Genomic DNA, 20324 nt, shown 5'->3' with positions numbered 1-20324 from the left:
TCACCTCGTGCATTCCCCCGGTACCGCCTCACCACAGTGCTCGGTCCGGGCCCCGCACTCGTCATCCCTCGGCACGATCGGTCTCCCCCGCGCGGCGGAGCATCGCCGGGCTCGGCAGATCCCGTCCGGCCGGGAGCCGATCCGCCGCGTCGGCAGGGCGCAGCCGGAGCGCGGGCTCCTCGGGCGGGCCGTCGGAACCGTCGTCCGCCCCCGACCGGTCGTCGCCGACGCGTCGGGTGTCTTGCCGCCGATCCTGCCCGTACGGATCATCGCCGTACGGATGGTCCCCGCTCCGGTCATCGCCGTACGGATCCTGGCCGTAGGGACCGTCGTCGCGTGGTTCCGGCGTCCCACCCGACTCCTCCGGCGGCCGCGAGGACACCGCGGACGTCGGCATGACATTGACCTCCTTGGTCGCCGGTCTGCCCGTGTCCGCGCTCGGCCTGATCTTGGGGAAGACGGAGGCAACGTTGTCGGTGGCCCAACGCTGCGCCATCGACCCGTCCCGGACCTTGACGACCACGCGCGACCCGATCTCCGCGGAGGCGGGGACGACGGCGAGATCGTCGTTCCAGCGCGGGATCACATCGCCCTGGATGGTCAGGTCGTAGCGCACGTCCGACGCATTGACCGCCGACGAGTCCGTGCACGGGCCGAGGACCGTCACACCGTCCAGCGCATGGGAGTTGAGGCACAGGTCGACCGCGGCCGCGCTGCGCAGCAGCCCGTCGTTCTCGTACACCCACTCCTGCGTGACGGAGGTCGAGCAGTCCGCCATCGCCACTTCCGCGCCGAGCTGCGCCCTGCGGTCCCTGATATCGAGGCAAAGACCGGTGGCGACATTGCGCAGTCGGGTGCTCAACGGGCCTGTCGGAAGCCCGGCGGTCGTGGTCGACGGCTCAGGACCGGGGCTGGACGGTTCCCGGGATCCGGGCCCGGGCATCGCGGTGACGGAGCCGCTCGGGGCGACCGGCCCGGCGTGGCTGCCGTCGTCGGGCCAGAGCGCCATGACGACGGTCGCGACAACGAGCAGACCGGTCACGATCCCGAGGCCGGTGATGACGGCCCCGCGCCCGCGCTGGGGCAGCGAGGGCCCGCGGCTCTGGAAGGGGCGGCCGGGGAAGTTGATACGGGGCAGCGCGCGCGGGCGGCCGCCCCGTGAGTGCCGCCCGGCGCCGCGCACCGCGTTGCGCACACCGGCCGCCCGGGCCTGCGAGCGCGCGTTGTTGCGGGCGGGCCGCGAGTCGAGGTAGGGCTGGGCGGCCCGGCCGAGCACGCCCTCGGCGAGCAGCAGGGCCAGCCGGCCGTCGACGTGGTTGAGCTGTTCGGCGGCGAAGCGGCAGTGCTTGCACTTCGCCAGATGCGTCTGGATGTCGGGTATCAGGGTGCCGCCGCGGCGCAGGGATACGTCGAGGAGACGGCTGTAGTGGCGGCAATCCTGGTCCGGCGCGGTCTCCAGATGGACCCGCAGGCAGCCCGCGCGGAAGATGTCACGCGCCTGTTCGAGCTGGGATGCCGCGCTACGGGGATCAATGGCCAGCAAACCCGCCGGTACGGATATGCCCTCGGCCTCGACCTCGGCATGCCAGAGCAGACATTGGGCGGGCCCCGGCATTGCCTGGAAAGCCCGTGCGACGAGTGCGCGATTCTCCGGGATGGTGAACATGTCGACCGGAACTGAACGTCCGGTGTCCGGATTCTGGAGTTCGGATAGCGCGGTGATGCGCTCGTCCACCGCCCACGCCTTGCCGATTTGACGGGCAGTCACCAGAAGCAGCGGCCGAAGAGCGGCCGTCGTGCGGGCCTGCCGCAGATTTTCCAACAGCTTGCTGCAGGCGGCCGTTGCGAGCATGGCGGCCGCCTTGGCCGAAGGAGTGCAGATCGTTGCGTAGTCGAACGCCGGTTGCCAGTGCCTCGCCAGCAGCACTGCTACGGGACGGGCGTCGTCCTTCCCCTCGCTGGTCCGCAGTGTCGCAGCGAGACCTTCGTCGGGGTCCTGGGAGCTGAGACCGGCATGAGGAGGGACGGGTCCCGGAGTACGGGGATTCTGCATAGACGTCTATCCATCCAGGGCATTGCGGTGGGGGGTTGAGCGGGGGTTCCGGTCCCCGGCCCGGGTTAACGGGACCGAGGATTTCTGTCGCTTGAAAGGGTGCGTACGTGGTCGCTTGGTCTATACCGCAGCCTTTTCGAACGAGTGAACAAAAATCACCTTGTTCGGACGGGAGGAAGCTCACCCTTACACAACTCACAGCCGTGGAACAAGAGTTCCGGATCGGTGACCATTCGGAGCCTTGCAAGAAAATGGAAAAGGCAGCTCGCCTCTTGTTCAGAGTTGGCCGGTTTCCTGAGTGGAGCGGGAGTGCGCAGCTCACGTCACTGTGTCCCCTTGTCGACTATCGACACAGGGCCGTACACCTCGGCCGTACCGGAATGCCGAACATTACGGACCCGTAAGTAATTTGACGTCGAGTCAGTTACTGGTGAGTTTTCTTTGGAACGGCCGGACGCTGTCGGTTCACAGCGTCACAATGACCGTTTCCGTCGCCTTGGCACTGGTCCATACGGAAGTCCCGTCGGCGAGGCCCGGTTCGGCGGCCGCCTGCCGAGTGCGCGGGCTGCCGGTGGGCTTGTCGCGGTGTACGGCGACCGCCTCCGGCGCGATGATCGCGAGGAGCGCGGGCAGGGCGAGCGCGACGGGGGCGCGGGTGCCGCGGCTGCGAACGAAGGCGTGTGTCCGCTGCTCAGGTGCGGTCGATGTGCACGCTGGTCGACTTCACGCGGGCGGTGGCCTGCATGCCGACTTCCAGTCCCAGCTCTTCGACGGCCTCCCGGGTCAGCAGGGAGACCAGCCGGTGCGGACCCGCCTGAATCTCGACCTGCGCCGCGACATCACCGAGCTTGACGGCGGTGACGATGCCGGGAAAGGCGTTGCGGGCGGAGGTGTAGGAGACCTCCTCCTCGCCCGTGCTGCCCTGGGCGACCTCCACCGAGAAAGCGGCCAGATCACGGCCGTCGATGAGGCGGCGGCCGCTCTCGTCGCGATGGGTCGCGACCCGGCCGGCGTCGGCCCAGCGGCGCGCGGTGTCGGCGCTGACGCCCAGCAGACGCGCCGCCTGACCGATTGTGTAGGACTGCATATGCGACAAGGTAGGCAGTATTGGCCAGCATTTACAAGCCATGGAGCGCCGCTTCATAGCAAATGCCAGACCGATTGGACGAAAGTCCGAAAACACCGTCAGACCACCTTTGCCCCAGCACCTACGGGCGGCTCATGAGCCTGAGCAGCCGCACCGGCTCGGACCCGCAGGACCGGGCGTCGATGCCGGCCGAGGGGTGAGGCGCGACGGCGAGGGCCGGGCAGGGCAGGGCAGGGCTACATGGTTGACAGAGGGTCAGAGAATCCCCTGGTCACCGTATGTCGGGCTGTCACACCGCCGCAAACCTGCTAGCTGTGGGCGCGATAGCGAACCGAATATTCCGGGGTAAATGCCCCGGAAGTGCCGGGTTGGCTCGCCCCCTCACCGCCCTCACGAAAGGTCCGGGATGCCCAAATTTTTCGGCGCCGCCCTCCTTGCTCTTGCCCTGCTGACTGCTTCACCGACCTCTACCGCGGCCCAGGAGTCTGCTCACTCCGGCCAGATCCCCGGCCGGTACATCGTGACTCTCAATGACACAGCCACCCGCGGGGACACCGAAATGGATGCGGCTGTGGACGAGGCTGTCGAGCAGGCCGCCACCATGGGTGCGGTGGTGCACCACGTCTACCGCTACGCCCTCCACGGTTATGCGGCATCCATGACCCCGAACGCCGCGGCCACGCTCGCCGACGACCCGCAGCTTTCGGTGCAGCCCGACCGGTGGGTACACGCCACCGCCCAGACGGTCCCGACCGGTGTGCGACGGTCGAAGGCCGACCTGAGCTCCACCGCTGCCATCGACGGCAAGGACACCCGGGTCAATGCAGACGTCGCGGTCATCGACACCGGAGTCAATCTGAACCACCCGGACCTGAACGTGTACCGGGCCGGCGGCAAGAACTGCACGATGCCCCTGCTGGCCCCCGAGGACCTGCACGGTCACGGCACCCATGTCGCCGGAATCATCGGCGCCCTGGACAACGGCACCGGAGTGGTCGGGATGGCACCGGGCGCCCGGATCTGGCCGGTGCAGGTGCTCAATGCCCTCGGCATCGGCAGCACGTCGGACGTCATCTGCGGCATCGACTACGTCACCGAGCACGCCGACCAGATCGAAGTCGCCAACATGAGTCTTGGCGGCGAGGGCACCGACGACGGCAACTGCGGCATGACCAACGGCGATGCCGAGCACCGGGCGATCTGCGATTCGGTCGCCAAGGGCGTCACCTACACCGTCGCGGCGGCCAACGACCACGCCGACGCCAAGAACATCACCCCCGCCGCGTACGACGAAGTGATCACCGTCAGCGCCCTGGCCGACTTCGACGGCAAGCCCGGCGGCCTCGGCCGGCCCACGTGCCGCAGCGACCAGGACGACACCTTCGCCGACTTCTCCAACTACGGCGCCGACGTCGACCTGATCGCGCCGGGTGTGTGCATCCTCTCCACCTTCAGAAACGGCGGCTACGCCACGCTGTCCGGCACGTCGATGGCAGCACCTCACGTCGCGGGCGGCGCAGCTCTGTACCGAGCCACCCACCCCAACGCGTCGCCCCAGGAAGTCAAGGCGGCGTTGCAGGCTGCCGGCAGCGACGACTGGACCTGGCCCTCCCAGGACGGCGACGCCACCAAGGAGCGCCTCCTCAAGGTCTCGTCCTTCTGATTCGTCGGACATGACCGTGGGCGCGCCCCCGTGGGGGCGCGCCCATCCGTGTCGACGCTCAAGCCATGCCCGACGGCGTAGCCCAAACCACTGCCCGACGGCCGACCCGATGGGCACTGCCCGGGAGTACCCTGGAGTTACCGAGAACACTTCGCACACCAGCCACCAAGCTCGTGTCGTTCTCGGCGAATCACGACACCGGGCCGGCCCATGACCGGCCCGGGGCAGGGTCCGCGTCATGACCGCGACCATTCTGCATACGCCCGCGGTCGATGACCGGGCCTCTTCTTCGTTGTCTTCTTCGTTGCCGCTGCGACTCATACTGGCGCCGGCTGGTACCTCGCCGGCTCTTCTCGACGGTGCGTGGTGGCCCCGCTCCCGCGACCTGACGGTGGAACTTCCCGCGCTCACAGCCGTACTGGACCCGCTGTGGGGGCGGATCACCCGCGTCACGGTGAACCCCACGTTCTGGCCTGTCATCCCGCGCAAGGTTTCCGTACACGGGCACATCGTCCATGTGGGCTGGTTCAAGGCCGAACAGGACCCGCACAAACTGCTGCTGCTCTCCTACACCGCCGGCCGCTGGGACCTGCTGGTGATCCCACCCGAGACCAGCCCCGCCACAGCTGCCCGGTTGATGACCACAGCCACTGACCCGTTGCACAGTCTCACAGCGAGCGGCTTGATCCAGGAGGCGGAGCTCTTCCGGATCGCGGCCGAGGCCGACTGGGACTCGACCCGGGAGACGGTCTGGGATTCCGAAGGCGGCCATGGGGCCGCCTGAGGCCGCGCCGTCGCACCTTCACGCCCGGAAGCAGGACCCTTTGCTCGAGATACCGCCCGACGACGACTGTTCGGCGCCGTCCAGGCCCTGAGAATGGGCGGCTTCCGGCCGCCTGTCGGACCGGGCCGAGGACTATGCTGACGTGTGGACGTCCCGGACCCCGGCGGCCTGTGGTTGCTCAACACGAGGGCTGCGACGAGCGAACCCTCAGTCCGGTCACCCGCCGCATCACCTGGAGAGAGCTGGGTGGGTCACCACCGCACCCGCTGCCCGGATGGTCTTCCGAACCGAGGCGTCATGCCCCTCCCGCAACTGAACGTCTACCGTCACGACAGAAGGAAACGGGCGCTGATCACCCTGGCCGGTGAAATCGACCTGGATACAGTGCCTTTGGTGCGCGAATCGCTGGACAAGTGCCTGCGCGACGGCATCCGCACCATCGACATCGACCTCACCGCTGTCACCTTCTGCGACTGCAGCGGCCTCAACGCCTTCCTCCACGCGTCACACCAGACGATGGCAGCCGGTGGGGCCCTCCAACTGCACAACCCGCCGCCGCTGGTGGCTCGGCTCGTCGATCTCACCGACACCGGTTTCCTGTTCCTCGCCCCGTCCGCTCCGACCTTGCCGCGTCAGCCGGCTCCGATCGCGTCTGCCCTCGCGGGCGGTGTGCTGTGATGGCCGCCCGGTCCCGGCAGAGGCGGCCGCGGAACCGCGATGGTCATGCCCGGACTCAGTGGCCGGGGTGATACCTCGAAGCCGGTCGGCCCGGATCCGGGTGCTGGTGGCCGAACAGGCGGCCCTGCGTGGTGCCCGGGTCGGCGTGGTGGATGTGTGTACGGCGGCGGTGGCCGCACTGCCGGTCGGCGGAGCCGGGGTGTCCGCGATGTCCCGGACCGCAGCCAGCCATCCGTTGTGCAGCACCGACGACATCAGCGAGCAACTGGAAGAGCTTCAGCTCACACTGGGCGTGGGGCCCTGCGTGGATGCCTTCACGCACGGCTCGGCCGTCTTGACGCCGGATCTTCGGACCGGTGAACTTCAGGGCCGCTGGCCCGTGTTCGCCGATGCGGCCCTGAAAGCAGGAGCGCTCGCCGTCTTCGCGCTCCCCCTGCACATGGGGGCGATCAGTCCCGGAGTTCTGGACCTGTACTCCCGCGTGCCGGTCCGGTTGAACGCGGAGGAGCTCGCCGATGCGTTGGCTTTCGCGGATATCGCGACTCTGATCCTGCTCGATGCGCAGATCGACGTGACGGGCGCGCCGACCGGCGCAATGCTGCTGGACATGCGCCAGGAGGACCTGAGCGCGTACCGGGCCGAGATCGATCAGGCCGTCGGCATGCTCACGGTCCAACTCGGCGTCGGTATCGAAGAAGCCTTCGTCCGGCTCCGTGCCTACGCCTATGCGCAAGGGCGCAGACTCGCCGAGGTGTCCGCAGACGTGGTCGCCCGCCGCATCCGCTTCTCCCCGAACACAGATCCAGATCCAGCTGACGACGATGCCTAGACCAGTCTCGACAGAGGGTGTCCACAATGAATCAGCAGCTCCTCGCCAAAACCTTCGTCGAACTCGCCGACAACCTGGTCGCCGACTTCGACCTGATGGACTTCCTGCGCCTGCTGACCGACCGGTGCGTCGGCATGCTCGGCGCCGGCGCGGCCGGCGTTCTGCTCGCCGACCGGGAAGGCGAACTGCGGGTGATGGCTGCTTCCGACGAACAAGTACGCCTGCTCGAGCTCTTTCAGCTCCAGAACGACGAAGGCCCCTGCCTGGAATGCTTCCGCACCGGCGCGCCCGTAACAGTCCCCGACCTGCGCACAGAGGCCGATCGCTGGCCGCGCTTCGTCGCGCGGGCCCAGCACAGCGGGTTCGCGGCAGTCCAAGCCCTGCCGATGCGGCTGCGGGACGAGGTCGTCGGCGCCCTCAACCTCTTCCGCACCCATCCCGGCCCCTTCGACCCGGTCGGCACACCCATCGCCCAGGCCCTGGCCGACGTCGCCACCATCAGCCTGCTGCAACAACGTTCCACCCACCGCAGCACCGTTCTCAACGAACAGTTGCAGACCGCGCTGAACAGCCGGGTACTGATCGAGCAGGCCAAAGGCAAACTCGCCGAACGCCAGGGCATCGACATGGAACAGGCCTTCACCGCACTGCGCGGTTACGCCCGCGCACACAACCGCCGCCTGTCCGACCTCGCCCGCGCCTTCATCGACGGGACCGAACCCCTCACCGGCCTGAGCCCCTGACCAGGGTCGCCCGGTCCCACTTCGACCGCCGCCGCCGGTGAACGGTCACAGACGGCGCCAGCGCGCCGAGGCGAAGGAGAAGACGCCGAAGAGAATCAGTCCGACCGCGACGGCGACCAGGAGCCACGGCCCCATCGGGGTGTGCGCGAAGCTGCGAAGCGTCGCGTCCACGCCCTTGGCCTCGTGCGGGTCGAAGCGGACGGCCGCCACGAGGATGAAGATCCCGGCCGCGGCGAACACGGCGCCGCGCGCCGCGCCCCCGCCCACACCCAGCCCGGTCACGACCTGCCGCGTGCGGCGGCTCATGGCGCCGGTGTCCAGCTGCCGCAGGAAGCGCCGCAGCGCCGCCCGTACGGCGAGTACCGCGCCGATGCCGGTCAGGACGCAGCCCGCGGCACCCACCAGCACACGTCCGTACGGCAGTTCCAGCGCCGATGCCGTCCAGTCCTGCGACTTCGCATCGCCGCTGGAGCCCTGGCCGCTCCCGGCGGCAAACGCGGCAGTCGCCCAGCAGACCGCGGCGTAGAAGAGCGCCCGGCCACCGTCCAACAGCCGGGAGGCGGCCTTCCGCCGCCGCCCCCTGGCCAGTACCGCGCAGGCGCCCCGCCAGAGCGCCATGCCGCCGAAGCCGACGACAAGCGCCCACAGCATCACCCTCCCGAAGGGCTGCTCCCCGACCTGACGGAGCGCGCCCTGTCGATCCGCCTCCTCGCCACCGCTCCCCAGCGCGATCCTGACGGCCAGCGCGCCGATGAGGACGTACACGACGCCTCGGGCGACGAAGCCAGCCCGCCCTGCGGCGGTCAACGTCTGCTTCTCCGCGGAGCGACGGGCCGTGAATCTCGAGGACCAGCCCCGACCGTGTGCGTGAGACGACGTCACGATCCCTCCCTCAGTGTGGGCGTGCGGTGCGCGTCCTGAGCTTCCGGGTGCCCCCGGCCGAGGGGCTGATGCATGCTCGTGGACGGCATTCGCGAGCACCGCAACAGTGGCGGCCTGCCCGGAGATCTCCGGGCAGGCCCACTGGGGCCTGAGTTTGGCGTTCTCACCTGTGACGATCGTGGTCCCGGCGGTCCTGGCGATCCCAGCGGCCTCGGCGCTGCCGACTGTAGCGCCGGTCCCAGCGGTCCTGACGATCACGGTGATCCCGATACTCCCGGTACTCGGAGTCGCCGCCACGGCCCCAACCCCCGGCACCACCCCGGCCGTAGTGCACGAGGCCGAAGATGAGCGCGGCCGCGGCCATCCACCAGATGGGGTTGAGCAGGCCGAGGCCGAGCAGGGCCACGACGAGAATGAGAAGCAGGACGAACATGGCAGACCCTCCCGGAGCGGAACTGGACATCGCTGCCGGGGACTGGGGCCTCACTGAACAGCGTAGTCCTGCTCCAAGGTTGGGGACAGCGCCCCCGCCGACTCGCCTCAAACCCAGAACTCACCTGGCCTCATGGTCGGTTGACAGCAGACGTGGCCCGGCGTTGACTCCGCACCCAGAACGTCTCCGAAACCGTCCTGGAGGCCGTTGCCCGCGCCCTGCAGCTGGACGACACCGAACGCGCCCACCTCTTCGACCTCGCGCAGCCCACCGCTGCCCGTGCCCGCCGTAAGCGGCCGCTCAGCCCGCAGCGGGTCCGCCCCGTCCTGTACCGGGCTCTGGACGCCCTCGCCGTCCCCGCGATGGTCCTGGGGCGGCGCATGGACATCCTGGCCGCCAACCGGCTCGGCTCCGCCGTCTTCACCGACTTCCAGGCCAGGCCCCACCGAGAGCGCAACTTCGCCCGCTTCGTCTTCCTCGACGAGGCCGCCCACAAGTTGTACGCCGACTGGGAGAAGGCCGCCGGCGACTGCGTGGCCACACTGTACCTGTACGCCGGACGCCATCCCGACGACCCGCAACTCAACGAGTTGATAGGGGAGTTGTCTCTCCGTAGCGACGACGGCGAAATCCACGAGCCATTCGGCCAGGATCCGGACAGGATGCCCCTGTGAACCATGTCCTGTGCGGGCTCGCCGCCAATGCGGCCCTGCCGTCCGAGCTGGTCGACCGGCTGATCGCGGTCGCGGACGCCGACATCGCTGCGGACCTCGCTGATCGCGCGGACCTCAGCCATGGGCAGGCGGTTGCGCTGGCCTCGCGCGTTGAGGAGACCGCTGTGCGGCTTGCGTACGAGGGGCGACTGACCGCTGCCGACGTCGATCCAGTGGCACAGCCGCACGCGGCGCTCGCCTTGCTCGACGAGCGTGCCGGCAGCCCGGAGTCGGCACGCCTCTTCGCGGCAGATCCAGTCGTCGAGCGCCGGGAGAAGCTGGCCGCCTGCTCCGACCTCCCGCCCGATGTGGCGCAGACGCTCGCCGCCGACTCGGACGTACGGGTCGTCGCGGAGCTCGCGTTGTGGACGACGCCGGATATGGCCGCCCGGCTTGCGCGGCATCCGCATGCCGAGGTCCGTCGCGCGGTGGCGGCCAACGAGGCGACGCCCCCGGCCGTACTGGCGGCCCTGATCACCGGCGAGGGGCTGCCGCCCGCCCAGCGGTGCCTGGTCTGCGACCGCGAAGAGACGCCGTTCGTGCACGATCCGCAATGCCCGCGGCTCGACTGCGACCTGCTGCCGGGCGCCTCCTGCGACGGCTCCCACGAGTCCACCCTGCACGACATGCAGCAGGCGGCACTGCGGAACCCGGCCACACCCACCACTGCCGTCGTCGGCTTCGTCGACCATCCTTCAATGCTGTTGCGCTGTGCGCTCGCCGCCCGCCCCGACCTGCCCTCGGAGGTGTGCGGACGGCTCGCCGCAGATGCCACTCCAGGTGTCCGCGCCGACCTCGCCGAGAATCCCGCGATCGACGACGCTCTGATCCGCACGCTGGCCGGCGACCGTGGCCACGACGTGCAGCGCAGGCTCGCACACAACCCACACGTGCCGCTCGACGTGCTCACCTACTTGGTCGGCACTACCAAGATCGGCTCGACCCTGCTGCCGCGGATCGCCGCCGCCTCTCCAGCCGAGGCCATGCAGCTGGCCAAGTCGCCGAATCCGGCCATGCGAATGCTCCTGGCCGAACGGCGCAATCTGCCGGCCGAGATCCGCGACGCGCTGGCCGCCGACCCCGATGCAAAGGTGGTCAAGTCCATCGCGCCACACCCGGGCCTCTCCGAAGCCCAGCTGCGCGACATGGTCGACCGGCACGGAGTCCGGGTCGTCGCCAAGGTGGCGGCCAACCCGGACGCGTCGTCGGCACTGCTGGAGGACCTGGCCCGGCACGAACCGCCCGTGCAAAAGGCGTTCCGCGAGGTCGCCCGGCACCGCAATGCGACAGCCCCGTCGCTGCTCGCCTGCCTGGCGGACAAGCAGGCAAGGCTCATAGCCGCCGGCCACCCGGCCCTGCCGCCGCCGGTCATGGTCGAACTGCTCGCCGACGACGATTGGCGAGTGGTGGAAGCGGCAGCTGCGAACCCGTCGCTGCCGCTTGCCGTGATGTCGGAGCTGGTGCCTTAGCCGAGCGGGAGGCATACCTCCGGCACAGCCCGCCGACCTGCTATACGGGCCACTCGAACGACACCCAGGTCGCGACGCCAGGCGCTGCCCCCAGCGCCAAATGAAGCGCTCAGACACTGCCCCGTCGACGCCCACTCCGAGCCGGTTTGAATATTTATGCGATGTCTGTCATAGTTTTGCCATGCATTGCCCTCTACCCGAGGAACATGACCTGATGAACTCTGGAGCCCACCCCTACGCTCCTGCCCCCCGCGCGAACATCGCCCTGGCTCGCGACTGCGACGAGTGCCGCGGCTGGGGAAGCGTGGTGAGCGATGGCCATTACGAGCTCTGCCCCGCCTGCCAGACCGACAGCACCTGACCGCCTGCGCCACGCCACGTCGGCGGACACGCCGGATCGACGCATACAACTCCCCCTACAACATGGCGTGATGGCCACTATCACCAAGAGCATCCCGGTGCCGCGTCGGCAAGAACCTGGTACTGCCAAAACTCGCGAATAGAGCCACCTGAAAGTACCGGTTCGCCGCCGACCTTGATCAGTACGCATCAGGAAGCGATGACGGGCCGGCGCGTCCCGAGGCGGCGCCGGTCCCACCCACCCCGGTCAGCACGGGCGTCACGTGAGTTTTGTCCGGAATCACCCTGCCCGGGCGCCCAGGCGTCTATGTAGCTTCCCAGTGCGCCGGGACCGGCGCGCAGAAGTCAGGGGGAAACATGCGCATCCGCTCACACACCATAAGAGTGCTGACCGCCGCCGTTTTGATGGCCGGCGGACTGGCTGCCGCAACAACTGCGTCAGCCACCGCTGCGCCCGCCACAGCCCAGTCCTGCTACGGCAGCGCCAAGAGCTACGCCACGGACTCCTACAACCAGTGGCCCGCCTTCCCTTCCGGGTGGGCCTACGCCACGTCCAACTGCGCCGACATCAACGTGAAGCCCAGCAGCGGCACCAATGTGAGGACCTGCTTCGCGACCTCGAGTGGCAGCTACTACTGCAACGCATACCGCTGGATCGCCGGCGGCACCTGGGGACTGGCGGCCACCGACGTCAAGGACGGCACCAAGTTCCACCTGCAGTTCGATCGATACAGCAGCGGGCTCGTCGCCTACTGACCTGGCTCAGGCGCTCGTCACCAGGGCTGACATCCATGCATGAAGAGATCACGGAGCGGCAGGCGGACATCACCCGTCTGCTGCTCCACCACATCCAGGCCCCCTCACCGGCATCGAGTACCTTCGGGGCGTCCTCCCGGCCCTGGCACCCGCCGAAGCCATCCGCATCGTCACCGGCGCCGGGTGACCCGGACTCGTCGACACCTGCGCCGACAACGTCGTGCACCTCGACGGGCCCCCACCGAGGACTGCCGGGCGGGAGGGAAGTGCGACGGGGCGCGGAGCAGCTCGGTCGACTGCTCCGCGCCCCGCTCCACAGCAGCCGCGGGCCCCTGAGCCCCGGCGGCGAACCCGGGCCCCTCAGCCCCGGTCGTATGTGTGGAACCCTCGGCCCGTCTTGCGTCCGAGCAGGCCCGCCTCCACCATCCGCTGCAGCAGCGGGGGCGGAGCGTAGAGGGGTTCCTTGAACTCGTCGTACAACGACTCCGCGATGGCCGCGACGGTGTCAAGGCCGATCAGGTCGGCGAGCTTGAGCGGGCCCATCGGGTGAGCGCAGCCACGTTCCATACCCGCGTCCACGTCGGCGGCGGTGGCGAAGCCGGACTCGGCCATGCGGATCGCGGAGAGGAGGTACGGGACCAGCAGGGCGTTGACGACGAAACCGGCCCGGTCCTGGGAGCGGATCGTGGTCTTCCCGAGGGTGTCGCGGGCGAACTCCTCGACGGCCGAGACGGTCTCCGGCGCGGTGTGGAGGGATCCGACGACCTCGACGAGCGGCAGGACGGGTACCGGGTTGAAGAAGTGCAGCCCCAGGACCCGGTCGGCGCGGTGCGTTGCCATGCCCAGGCGCATGATCGGGATGGACGAGGTGTTGCTGGTCAGAATCGCGTCCGGATCCTCGACGATCTTGTCCAGGGCGGCGAAGATCTCGGTCTTCGCGTCGGTGTTCTCCACGACGGCCTCGACGACGAGCTGCCGGTCGGCCAGATCGTCGAGAGCTGGCCGAGGAACTGCTGACCGCGCTGCTGCGACCGCGTTCGTACCGGGGCCTTCGCTCTCCGAAGTGCTGGAGGCTCAAGGGCGGTTGTCCGCCGCCACGGTGAGTGTCCTGGGGCTCCGGCTCGCCGAGGCGCTGGAGGCGGTCCACCGGGCGGGACTGGTGCACCGCGATGTGAAGCCGGGCAACGTGCTGCTGGCCCCGGACGGGCCACGGCTGATCGACTTCGGCATCGCACGGACGCCGGAGGGTACGGCGCTCACGTCCAGCGGCGTGATCGTCGGCTCGCCCGGATTCCTGTCGCCCGAGCAGGCGCAGGCGCGCGCCGGCGAGATCGGCCCGCCCAGCGACGTCTTCTCGCTGGGCTGTCTCCTGGCCTTTGCCGCCACGGGCGTACGGCCGTTCGGCGGCGGTGCGGCCGCCGGCATGCTGCTCCGCACAGTCCACGAGGAGGCGGACCTGCCCGGGCTGCCGGACGCGCTGGAGCCGCTCGTACGAGCGTGCCTGGACAAGCATCCGGCACGGCGGCCGACCGCCGCCCAGGTCCGCGAGGCGCTGGACGAGATCGCCCCCGACGACCGGGAGCGGTGGCTTCCCGAGCCGGTCACGCGGCTGATCGCCGACCGGTCCGCGGCTGTGCTCGGCATGGTGGCGATCGAGCCGACCCGGGTGCCCACACCGGCCGGCACGGTGTCACCGGCAGCCGCGACGGTGACGTCCCTGGTCGATCCGGAGTCCCGCGCACCCGTTGTGGGCCGCCGTGGTTTCCTGCGCATCGGCTTCACGTCCGGAGCAGTGGCGGCCGGCGGCGGAGCCTGGTGGTGGAGCACCCGTGGCGGCAGGAAGACGGGCGGCGGCGCCTCGGCCTCCTCGGCATCCTCGGCCTCGCGGCCTGAACTCGTCGTGGCCTTCCAGGGGGATCTGTCCGGCGCCGCGAGGGACTACGGGCGCGCGCAGCTCAACGGCGCCCGGCTGGCCGTCGAGCGGGTCAACGCCGAGAGGAGCCGCCCGCTGCGGCTGAAGCTGCGCCCGTACGACGACGGGGGCGAGCCCGAACGCGCCCGGGACCTGGCCCAGCGGCTGACGGCGGACGAGGGTGTCCTCGGCGTTCTGGGTCCCACCACCGACGCTTGTTTCCTCGCCGTGGAGGAGATCTACTCCAAGGCCGTGATGCCGGTCCTCTCGGTTTCGGTGGGGGTCGCGCCACAGGTCAGACAGGACAGCGCGTCCACTCTCCGCTCGCATGCGGCGCTACGGCCCACCGATCAGCTGCTCGCCGCCCCGTGCATCGCCTATCTCACCCGCTCCGTCGACGCACGCAAGGTGTTCCTCGTGGACGACCAGGCCGAGGGCGACTTCGCCTGGGCCCTCTGCGACCAGCTCCAACGGGTGCTGCGACAGGAGCGGAGGGAGGCGACCGTGACCAGTGTCACCGCCGGGACGCTCGACTCCGCCGCGCTCGCCGGCAAGGTCATGGCGGATCGCGCGGACGCGGTCGTGTTCAGCGGAAGCCAGGAACGCGCGGCCGCCTTCGCGTCCGCGCTGCGCAAGGCCCGGTTCACCGGAGCCCGGGTCGCGACCCAACGGGCCTTCGGCACGCGGTTCCTGAAGTCCGCGGGCGCCGCCGCCGAGGACTGGGTGTTCGCCACCACCTTCATCGATCCGACGTCCACGCCGACGGCCCGCTCCTTCACTGCGGCGTACCGCGCACGGTTCGACGAGCGCCCCGGCTGGTACGCGGCGGAGGCGTACGACGCCGTGCTGTTCCTGGCCGCGGTCTGTACGAGAAATGGCTCTCCCCTGGCGGAACGGGGCGCGATCGTGCGCCGCATGCACGAGGTCGACTACCGCGGCATCAGCCGGACGATCGAGTACACCACGGGCAAGGACTACAACAGCGACGCCATGTTCCTGTTCCGTACCGTCGACGGAGAGTTCGACTTTCTCGGGCAGTACGAGGAAGCGGTCTCGTGAGCCCGACGCATCGACGGAGGTGGGGCGGATGGGGCCCCGGTGAGCGGGGCGTCGTCGCGGTCCTCACAGCGCCGGGAAGACCGCGGCGAAGAAGAGCCACAGCAGCACGGCCCAGAACAAGGCCGCGGTGAGCGAAACCAGCAGGGAGCTGCGCCACTTCAGCACCAGGAAGGGGAACATCACCAGGGCGGCCCAGTGCCCGGCGACGTCGATGAACACCCGGGCCGCCTCGGCCAGCGTCCTCGCCCGGCCTTGCGCGAGATAGCCGATCAGGCGTTGGGACGTGAAGCCGTAGAGGCCGAAGACGATGGGGAAGAACCAGAACGGCGTGATGTCGATGAGCAAGCTTTCCGACAGGTCGTTGAACATCACGAGGTAGATGACCGCCGCGGCCGTCAGGCCGCCCAACAGGGCGACCAGGTAGAGGGGTTTGAGCGCCGCCGCCTCGGGCGGACCCGCCGACGGGACCACCGGGGCGGCGTACGGCACGTCCGGCTGCGGCACGCGGACGACCTGGTGGCAGTGCGGGCACCGCACGTCTGTGCCGCTCTGCCCAGGCGGCACGGACATGAGGTGGCCGCACGAGGCGTGAAACTCGATCTGTCTCTCGTTCACAGGCGGTCTCCTCAGAAGATTTACGCGGCTGAAGCAGGTCAGCAGCGCGGACATGGCACAGCCGACGGACGGCCGACCCGTCCCGGATCATGAGGACGCGCCCGCCCGGTGGCCCGGTTCCCGCGTCCCGTTGCCTTGATATCGCCACCGCCCCAGCCGACACAGCCCGCAGGCCAGATCGTTTCTGCACCTGCGGCGCCCGGTGAGGCGGGTGGGACTCGAACCCACGGCCGACGGATTACGAGTCCTTTGGTGATCCCTACGACCGTTGCCCTCTGCTCAGATCTTGGGCGTTTACGCAGGTCAGCGGCGGTACTGCTAGTGGCTCCCGATCGCGCTTCGAAGGTCCATGCAGATGCCAGTCGGGCATGGCCACACCCGCGCGCAGCGGAGTGCCCTACCGATGAAAACGACCCAGCCCTCTTCGCCCGAGAGTGGAGCCGCGAGGCATCTTCCCAGGTCAGCCGCATGGGCAACGATCCCTGCCGCGCCTGAGTCGGCTCGGGAGCCACGCATCTGCTCGCGCATCGGGTAGCCCGGGAAGCCGAGGCCGGGGGGTGCGTGGCCGGCGGGTGCGGGGAGACGATGGAGTAGCCCGGAGCGAAGGGCGACAAGGCGCGGGCCCGAGCCGCGGCAGGCAGCACGTTGCGGCGGCGGGCGGAAGGGGTGCCTGGGATGAGTCCAACCGGATCCTTCGGGGACGACCTGGGACGAACTGGGGCCGCCTCCGCCGCGTCAGGTGGTCTGCTGGACGTGCTGGGCGTCGCCGCCGTCCTACTCGATGCCGAAGGCAGGATCGATCTCTGGAGCCCTCAGGCCGAGGACCTGTTCGGCTACAGCGCCGAGGAGGCAGTCGGCCAGTATGCGGGCCGCCTGCTGGTCCCGGAGGAGCACCTGGAGGTCGTACTGGACGTGTTCGCCCAGGTCATGGAAGAGGGCGGCAGGTGGGCCGGCGTCTTCCCCGTCCGACACAAGGACGGCAGCGCGCGGCAGGTGGAGTTCCGCAACATGAGGCTGCAGGACGACCAGGGGGACTACTACGCCCTGGGCCTGGCTACGGATCAGGCAACGCTACGGCAGGTCGAACGGGACCTGGCACTGTCCGCCCGACTGGTGTCGCAGTCGCCGATCGGACTGGGTGTACTGGACACCGACCTTCGGTACGTCTCGGTCAACCCGGCGGAGGAACGGATGAACGGCGTACCTGCCGCCGAGCATGTGGGCCGGCACGTCCATGAGGTGCTGCCCTTCTTGGACGAGTCCTTCGAAGCGACGATGCGCAAGGTTTTGGCCACTGGCACCCCAGTCTCGGACCAGTACACCGTCGGCCGCACCCCAGCCGACCCCGACAACGAGCATGCCTGGTCGATCTCTTTCCACCGGCTCGAAGCGCCCAACGGGAAGGTGCTGGGGGTGGTGACCTCCAGCGTGGACGTCACCGAGCGGCACCGTGCCGTCCAGGAACAACGCCGCACCGTTCTCACCCTCCAGCGCAGCCTGCTGCCCCACCCGCCACCGCAACGGCCTGGGCTGGCTGTCGCCTCCCGGTACCAGCCCGCCCAGGCAGCCAGCGAGATCGGCGGCGACTGGTTCGACGTCATCGCGCTCGGCGGCGACAAGACCGCCCTCGTCGTCGGAGACGTCATGGGCAGCGGCGTCGGCGCCGCCGCCAGCATGGGCCAGCTCCGCACCGCCACCCGCACCCTGGCCGGCCTCGACCTCGACCCCGCCCAAGTCCTCCAGCACCTCGACCACATCACCGAGGACCTGGAGCAGGACACGATCGCCACCTGCGTCTACGCCATCTACGACCCGCACAGCGCGCAGTGCCACGTCTCCCTCGCCGGGCACCTGCCGCCCGTCCTCCTCCATCCGGACGGCAAGCGCGAACTTCTGGACCTGCCCACCGGTGCACCGCTTGGCGGCTGTGGAGTGGCCTTCCACGCGACCTGCCTCGACTTCGTGCCGGGCGACCAACTCGTCCTCTACACCGATGGCCTGGTCGAGACCCGCGACCAGGCCATCGACGCACGCCTGGACGCCCTCCTCGAATTCCTCGACGACCCCGATCGCTCGCTGGACGACACCTGCGACCTGCTTCTGCACTCCCTGCGCCACCCGGGAGATCACGACGATGTAGCCCTGCTCATCGCCCGGGCCGGGCCCTGTCCAGCGGGCGAGGAGACCGCAGCCTGACCTCGCCTCCCACCGCCGCCGGCTCCGGCCCCACATCGTCCGCGGCTACTTCGGTGGCCCCCACGTCCGCTACAACCTCGACCTGTTCCGCTTGCTTCGCTCTGATGGACATCGGGTCGTGGTGCCCGGACATCCTGGGTGGTGGTCTCCCTGGGGTGCTGGTCAGGTCAGCCCGTCTGCTGGTGGTGGGAGGCGAACATGGCGAGCAGGCCCTTGGGCGCGTCCTCGGCGAAGCAGAAGGTGAGGCCGGCAGCTGAGCCGGCCGCAGCGGCTTCGCTGCGCGGGAACATCGCCTTCTCGTAGCCGGCGAGTGCGGCCTCTGTGTCGCCGGGGTGCGCGGCAAGGGCCTGTCCGAGTTCGGCGCCGTCCTGCATGGCGAGGTTGGCGCCCTCGCCGGCGAACGGTGACATCAGGTGGGCGGCGTCGCCGAGCAGGGTGACGCCGGGGACACGGTTCCAGCGGTGGCCGACCGGCAGGGTGTGGATCGGACGCGGGACCAGCGTGGTGTCGGCGTCGGCGACCAGTGCCTTGAGGCTGTCGTCCCAGTCGGCGAAGTGCTCCAGTACGGCCTGCTTGGCGGCGGCTGTGTCGGTGAAGTCGATGGTGGACACCCAGGTCTCGGGAGCCTTGAGCGCGGTGTAGACCTGCAGGGTTCCGTCAGGTTCGCAGTGGGTGAGGAAGCCCTTGCCCTCACCGAGCGCGAAGAGCATGCCGCTGCCGGCGACGGCCGCGCTCCGCGGGTGGCGGGCATCGGCGTCCAGCAGATCCGCCTCGACGATGGAGACGCCGGTGTAGGCGGGGCGAGCGTCGGAGACCAGCGGGCGCACCTTCGACCAGGCTCCGTCGGCCCCAACCAGCAGGTCGGTGGTGAAAGTGGTGCCGTCGGCGAGGGTCACCTCGTGGCGGGGGGCTTCGAGGGTACGTATCGCGGTGGCTTTGGCGCCCCAGCGGACGGTGCCCTCGGGCAACGAGTCGAGCAGGAGGTCGCGCAGCCGGCCGCGGTCGGTCTCGGGGCGGGTGCCGTCGCCCTCGTCGGGTTGGTCGAGGTGGACGGTGGCGTGCTTGTCGAGGACCCGTACGGCCTGCCCACCGGGGAGGACGAGCTCGAGGAACTCCTTGTGGAGGCCGGCGGCGTGCAGGGCGGCCTGGCCGGACTCCTCATGGATGTCGAGCATGCCGCCCTGGGTGCGGGCGTGGCGGGACGCGTCGAGGTCGTAAACGGCTGCCTTCAAGCCGTTGACATGCAGTACGCGGGCCAGAGTCAGACCGCCGAGACCGGCGCCGATGATGGCAATGGGGTGGTGCACGGACATGGAAAACACCTTCGATGCGGTGGGGACACAGGGACGTTGTGCGGGCGGGCGGCATCCGCCCGGCCGCACGGACCGTCGATTCAGTCGTCGGTTCTGGGGGTGTGCAGCGCGCCGTTGATGAGCATGCGGAAGATCCATTCCAGGCGCGCCTCGGGGGATCCGGAGAGCAACTCGCTGCCGAGCGCGGCGATGCGCGGGTGCGTCGTGGCAGAGGCGCCCAGAAGCGCCGCGGTGAGCGCGTCGTGCTCGTCCTGGGCGTCGACGGCGCGGTCGCGGGTGGACTGCTCGGCCGCGGTCGCGGTGGCCACCTGCAGCAGTACGTCCACACCCCACGCCGCCTGCGCGTCCGGGACCCCGCCCTCATTCAGCAGTGCCAGCAGTGCTTCGACCAGCGCGAGGTAGTTCTTGCCCGACGGGCGGGCCACCAGCGCCGACTGGGCCAGGGTGGGGTGCTCGAACAGCACCACCGTGTACGAGGTGAGGACGGACACGAGTCGCGCTCGCCAGTCGCGGGCGGCCTTGGCCTGGCGCAGGTCCACCTCGCCCAGCAGCTCCTCGAGGATTGCCGCGTGCAGCTCGGCGGTGTTGCGGACATACACGTACAGGGAGGCCGGGCCGGTGTCGAGCTCCTGGGCCAGGCGACGCATGGTCACTCGCTGCAGGCCCTCGGTCTGCATCAGCTGGACAGCGGTCGCGATGATCCCGTCGTAGGTCAGGGCGGGCTTGGCGGGCCGTTCACGGCGGCTACGGGGTTTCGGGGTCTGAGGCGTCACAGCCAC

At 69.5% G+C, this 20324-nt stretch carries 18 protein-coding genes and 2 pseudogenes; 11 read left to right on the top strand and 9 right to left on the bottom strand.

Translation table 11 applies throughout. The annotated features are described in order from the left end of the window. Positions 1–61: 61 nt before the first annotated feature. From OG729_RS27135 to OG729_RS27125, 3 genes and pseudogenes are all read right to left on the bottom strand, one after another. Positions 62–2053, bottom strand: a complete 1992-nt coding sequence (locus OG729_RS27135; protein ID WP_405808422.1) for an RICIN domain-containing protein — start codon at positions 2051–2053, stop codon at positions 62–64. A gap of 465 nt (positions 2054–2518) precedes the next feature. Continuing rightward, positions 2519–2701: pseudogene (locus OG729_RS27130) on the bottom strand (hypothetical protein); the annotation flags it as partial. 43 nt (positions 2702–2744) lie between these two features. Then, entirely contained in the window at positions 2745–3140 is a 396-nt protein-coding gene (locus tag OG729_RS27125) for a molybdopterin-binding protein (protein ID WP_405808420.1), read from the bottom strand. Between the two features lie 349 nt (positions 3141–3489). Here OG729_RS27125 and OG729_RS27120 point away from each other — a divergent pair, with 349 nt between their 5' ends. The 5 genes from OG729_RS27120 to OG729_RS27100 all read left to right on the top strand — a co-directional run bounded on the left by OG729_RS27120 (position 3490) and on the right by OG729_RS27100 (position 7837). Beyond that, entirely contained in the window at positions 3490–4803 is a 1314-nt protein-coding gene (locus OG729_RS27120; RefSeq protein WP_405808418.1) for a S8 family peptidase, read from the top strand. Positions 4804–5041: 238 nt separating this feature from the next. Continuing rightward, positions 5042–5587: a DUF5994 family protein gene (locus tag OG729_RS27115; protein ID WP_405808416.1), complete on the top strand. Its 546-nt coding sequence runs from the start codon at positions 5042–5044 to the stop codon at positions 5585–5587. Positions 5588–5833: 246 nt separating this feature from the next. Then, positions 5834–6265: an STAS domain-containing protein gene (locus OG729_RS27110; RefSeq protein WP_405808414.1), complete on the top strand. Its 432-nt coding sequence runs from the start codon at positions 5834–5836 to the stop codon at positions 6263–6265. Between the two features lie 169 nt (positions 6266–6434). Beyond that, positions 6435–7094 carry an ANTAR domain-containing protein gene (locus tag OG729_RS27105; protein WP_405808412.1) on the top strand — a complete coding sequence of 220 codons (660 nt, stop codon included), beginning with the start codon at positions 6435–6437 and terminating at the stop codon, positions 7092–7094. A 26-nt stretch (positions 7095–7120) separates the two neighbouring features. After that, entirely contained in the window at positions 7121–7837 is a 717-nt protein-coding gene (locus OG729_RS27100; protein WP_405808410.1) for a GAF and ANTAR domain-containing protein, read from the top strand. A gap of 45 nt (positions 7838–7882) precedes the next feature. Here the strand turns inward: OG729_RS27100 and OG729_RS27095 are convergent, their stop codons facing one another. Both OG729_RS27095 and OG729_RS27090 read right to left on the bottom strand, forming a co-directional pair. After that, positions 7883–8719 (bottom strand): DUF1206 domain-containing protein, encoded by an 837-nt coding sequence (locus OG729_RS27095; protein ID WP_405808408.1) that lies wholly within the window; start codon positions 8717–8719, stop codon positions 7883–7885. Between the two features lie 163 nt (positions 8720–8882). Beyond that, the gene (locus tag OG729_RS27090) at positions 8883–9152 is read right to left on the bottom strand and encodes a hypothetical protein (protein WP_360884343.1); all 270 of its coding nucleotides are present in this window, start codon (positions 9150–9152) and stop codon (positions 8883–8885) included. A gap of 197 nt (positions 9153–9349) precedes the next feature. On the opposite strand from OG729_RS27090, the gene OG729_RS27085 reads away from it, so the two are divergent. The 4 genes from OG729_RS27085 (at position 9350) to OG729_RS27070 (ending at position 12450) form a co-directional block, all read left to right on the top strand. After that, positions 9350–9826, top strand: a complete 477-nt coding sequence (locus tag OG729_RS27085; protein ID WP_405811303.1) for a hypothetical protein — start codon at positions 9350–9352, stop codon at positions 9824–9826. Next, positions 9823–11334, top strand: a complete 1512-nt coding sequence (locus tag OG729_RS27080; protein WP_405808406.1) for a hypothetical protein — start codon at positions 9823–9825, stop codon at positions 11332–11334. Before OG729_RS27085 ends, OG729_RS27080 begins: the two co-directional genes overlap by 4 nt. Before the next feature lie 214 nt (positions 11335–11548). Continuing rightward, entirely contained in the window at positions 11549–11695 is a 147-nt protein-coding gene (locus tag OG729_RS27075; RefSeq protein ID WP_360884340.1) for a hypothetical protein, read from the top strand. 356 nt (positions 11696–12051) lie between these two features. Then, on the top strand, positions 12052–12450 hold the full coding sequence (locus OG729_RS27070) for a hypothetical protein (protein ID WP_405808405.1): 399 nt from the start codon (positions 12052–12054) through the stop codon (positions 12448–12450). Positions 12451–12810: 360 nt separating this feature from the next. On the opposite strand, the pseudogene OG729_RS27065 reads toward OG729_RS27070, so the two are convergent. Further along, positions 12811–13449 (bottom strand): annotated as a pseudogene (locus tag OG729_RS27065) (3-hydroxybutyryl-CoA dehydrogenase); the annotation flags it as partial. Positions 13450–13513: 64 nt separating this feature from the next. Between OG729_RS27065 and OG729_RS27060 the strand changes: the two are divergent. Continuing rightward, positions 13514–15421, top strand: coding sequence for a bifunctional serine/threonine-protein kinase/ABC transporter substrate-binding protein (locus tag OG729_RS27060; RefSeq protein ID WP_405808404.1), 1908 nt, complete (start codon positions 13514–13516; stop codon positions 15419–15421). A gap of 63 nt (positions 15422–15484) precedes the next feature. On the opposite strand, the gene OG729_RS27055 is transcribed toward OG729_RS27060, so the two are convergent. Beyond that, positions 15485–16036 carry a hypothetical protein gene (locus tag OG729_RS27055; protein WP_405808403.1) on the bottom strand — a complete coding sequence of 184 codons (552 nt, stop codon included), beginning with the start codon at positions 16034–16036 and terminating at the stop codon, positions 15485–15487. A gap of 675 nt (positions 16037–16711) precedes the next feature. On the opposite strand from OG729_RS27055, the gene OG729_RS27050 reads away from it, so the two are divergent. Then, on the top strand, positions 16712–18232 hold the full coding sequence (locus OG729_RS27050; protein WP_360884317.1) for a SpoIIE family protein phosphatase: 1521 nt from the start codon (positions 16712–16714) through the stop codon (positions 18230–18232). Between the two features lie 167 nt (positions 18233–18399). Here the strand turns inward: OG729_RS27050 and OG729_RS27045 are convergent, their stop codons facing one another. Then, the gene (locus OG729_RS27045) at positions 18400–19545 is read right to left on the bottom strand and encodes an NAD(P)/FAD-dependent oxidoreductase (protein ID WP_360884315.1); all 1146 of its coding nucleotides are present in this window, start codon (positions 19543–19545) and stop codon (positions 18400–18402) included. A gap of 80 nt (positions 19546–19625) precedes the next feature. Continuing rightward, the gene (locus OG729_RS27040; protein ID WP_405808402.1) at positions 19626–20318 is read right to left on the bottom strand and encodes a TetR/AcrR family transcriptional regulator; all 693 of its coding nucleotides are present in this window, start codon (positions 20316–20318) and stop codon (positions 19626–19628) included. Positions 20319–20324: the final 6 nt, after the last annotated feature.

Origin of the sequence: Streptomyces sp. NBC_00210 (assembly GCF_045160975.1) — a bacterium.
Classification (GTDB): domain Bacteria; phylum Actinomycetota; class Actinomycetes; order Streptomycetales; family Streptomycetaceae; genus Streptomyces.
Note: the sequence above shows the minus strand (reverse complement) of the source record. Positions and strands in the feature narration are given on the sequence as shown.

Bases quoted from the DNA above. Each gene is read 5' to 3' on its own strand.
- OG729_RS27115 (WP_405808416.1), top strand. From the start codon at position 5,042: ATGACCGCGACCATTCTGCATACGCCCGCGGTCGATGACCGGGCCTCT.
- OG729_RS27120 (WP_405808418.1), top strand. From the start codon at position 3,490: ATGCCCCGGAAGTGCCGGGTTGGCTCGCCCCCTCACCGCCCTCACGAA.
- OG729_RS27125 (WP_405808420.1), bottom strand. From the start codon at position 3,140: ATGCAGTCCTACACAATCGGTCAGGCGGCGCGTCTGCTGGGCGTCAGC.
- OG729_RS27045 (WP_360884315.1), bottom strand. From the start codon at position 19,545: ATGTCCGTGCACCACCCCATTGCCATCATCGGCGCCGGTCTCGGCGGT.
- OG729_RS27075 (WP_360884340.1), top strand. From the start codon at position 11,549: ATGAACTCTGGAGCCCACCCCTACGCTCCTGCCCCCCGCGCGAACATC.
- OG729_RS27090 (WP_360884343.1), bottom strand. From the start codon at position 9,152: ATGTTCGTCCTGCTTCTCATTCTCGTCGTGGCCCTGCTCGGCCTCGGC.
- OG729_RS27135 (WP_405808422.1), bottom strand. From the start codon at position 2,053: ATGCAGAATCCCCGTACTCCGGGACCCGTCCCTCCTCATGCCGGTCTC.
- OG729_RS27050 (WP_360884317.1), top strand. From the start codon at position 16,712: ATGAGTCCAACCGGATCCTTCGGGGACGACCTGGGACGAACTGGGGCC.
- OG729_RS27100 (WP_405808410.1), top strand. From the start codon at position 7,121: ATGAATCAGCAGCTCCTCGCCAAAACCTTCGTCGAACTCGCCGACAAC.
- OG729_RS27070 (WP_405808405.1), top strand. From the start codon at position 12,052: ATGCGCATCCGCTCACACACCATAAGAGTGCTGACCGCCGCCGTTTTG.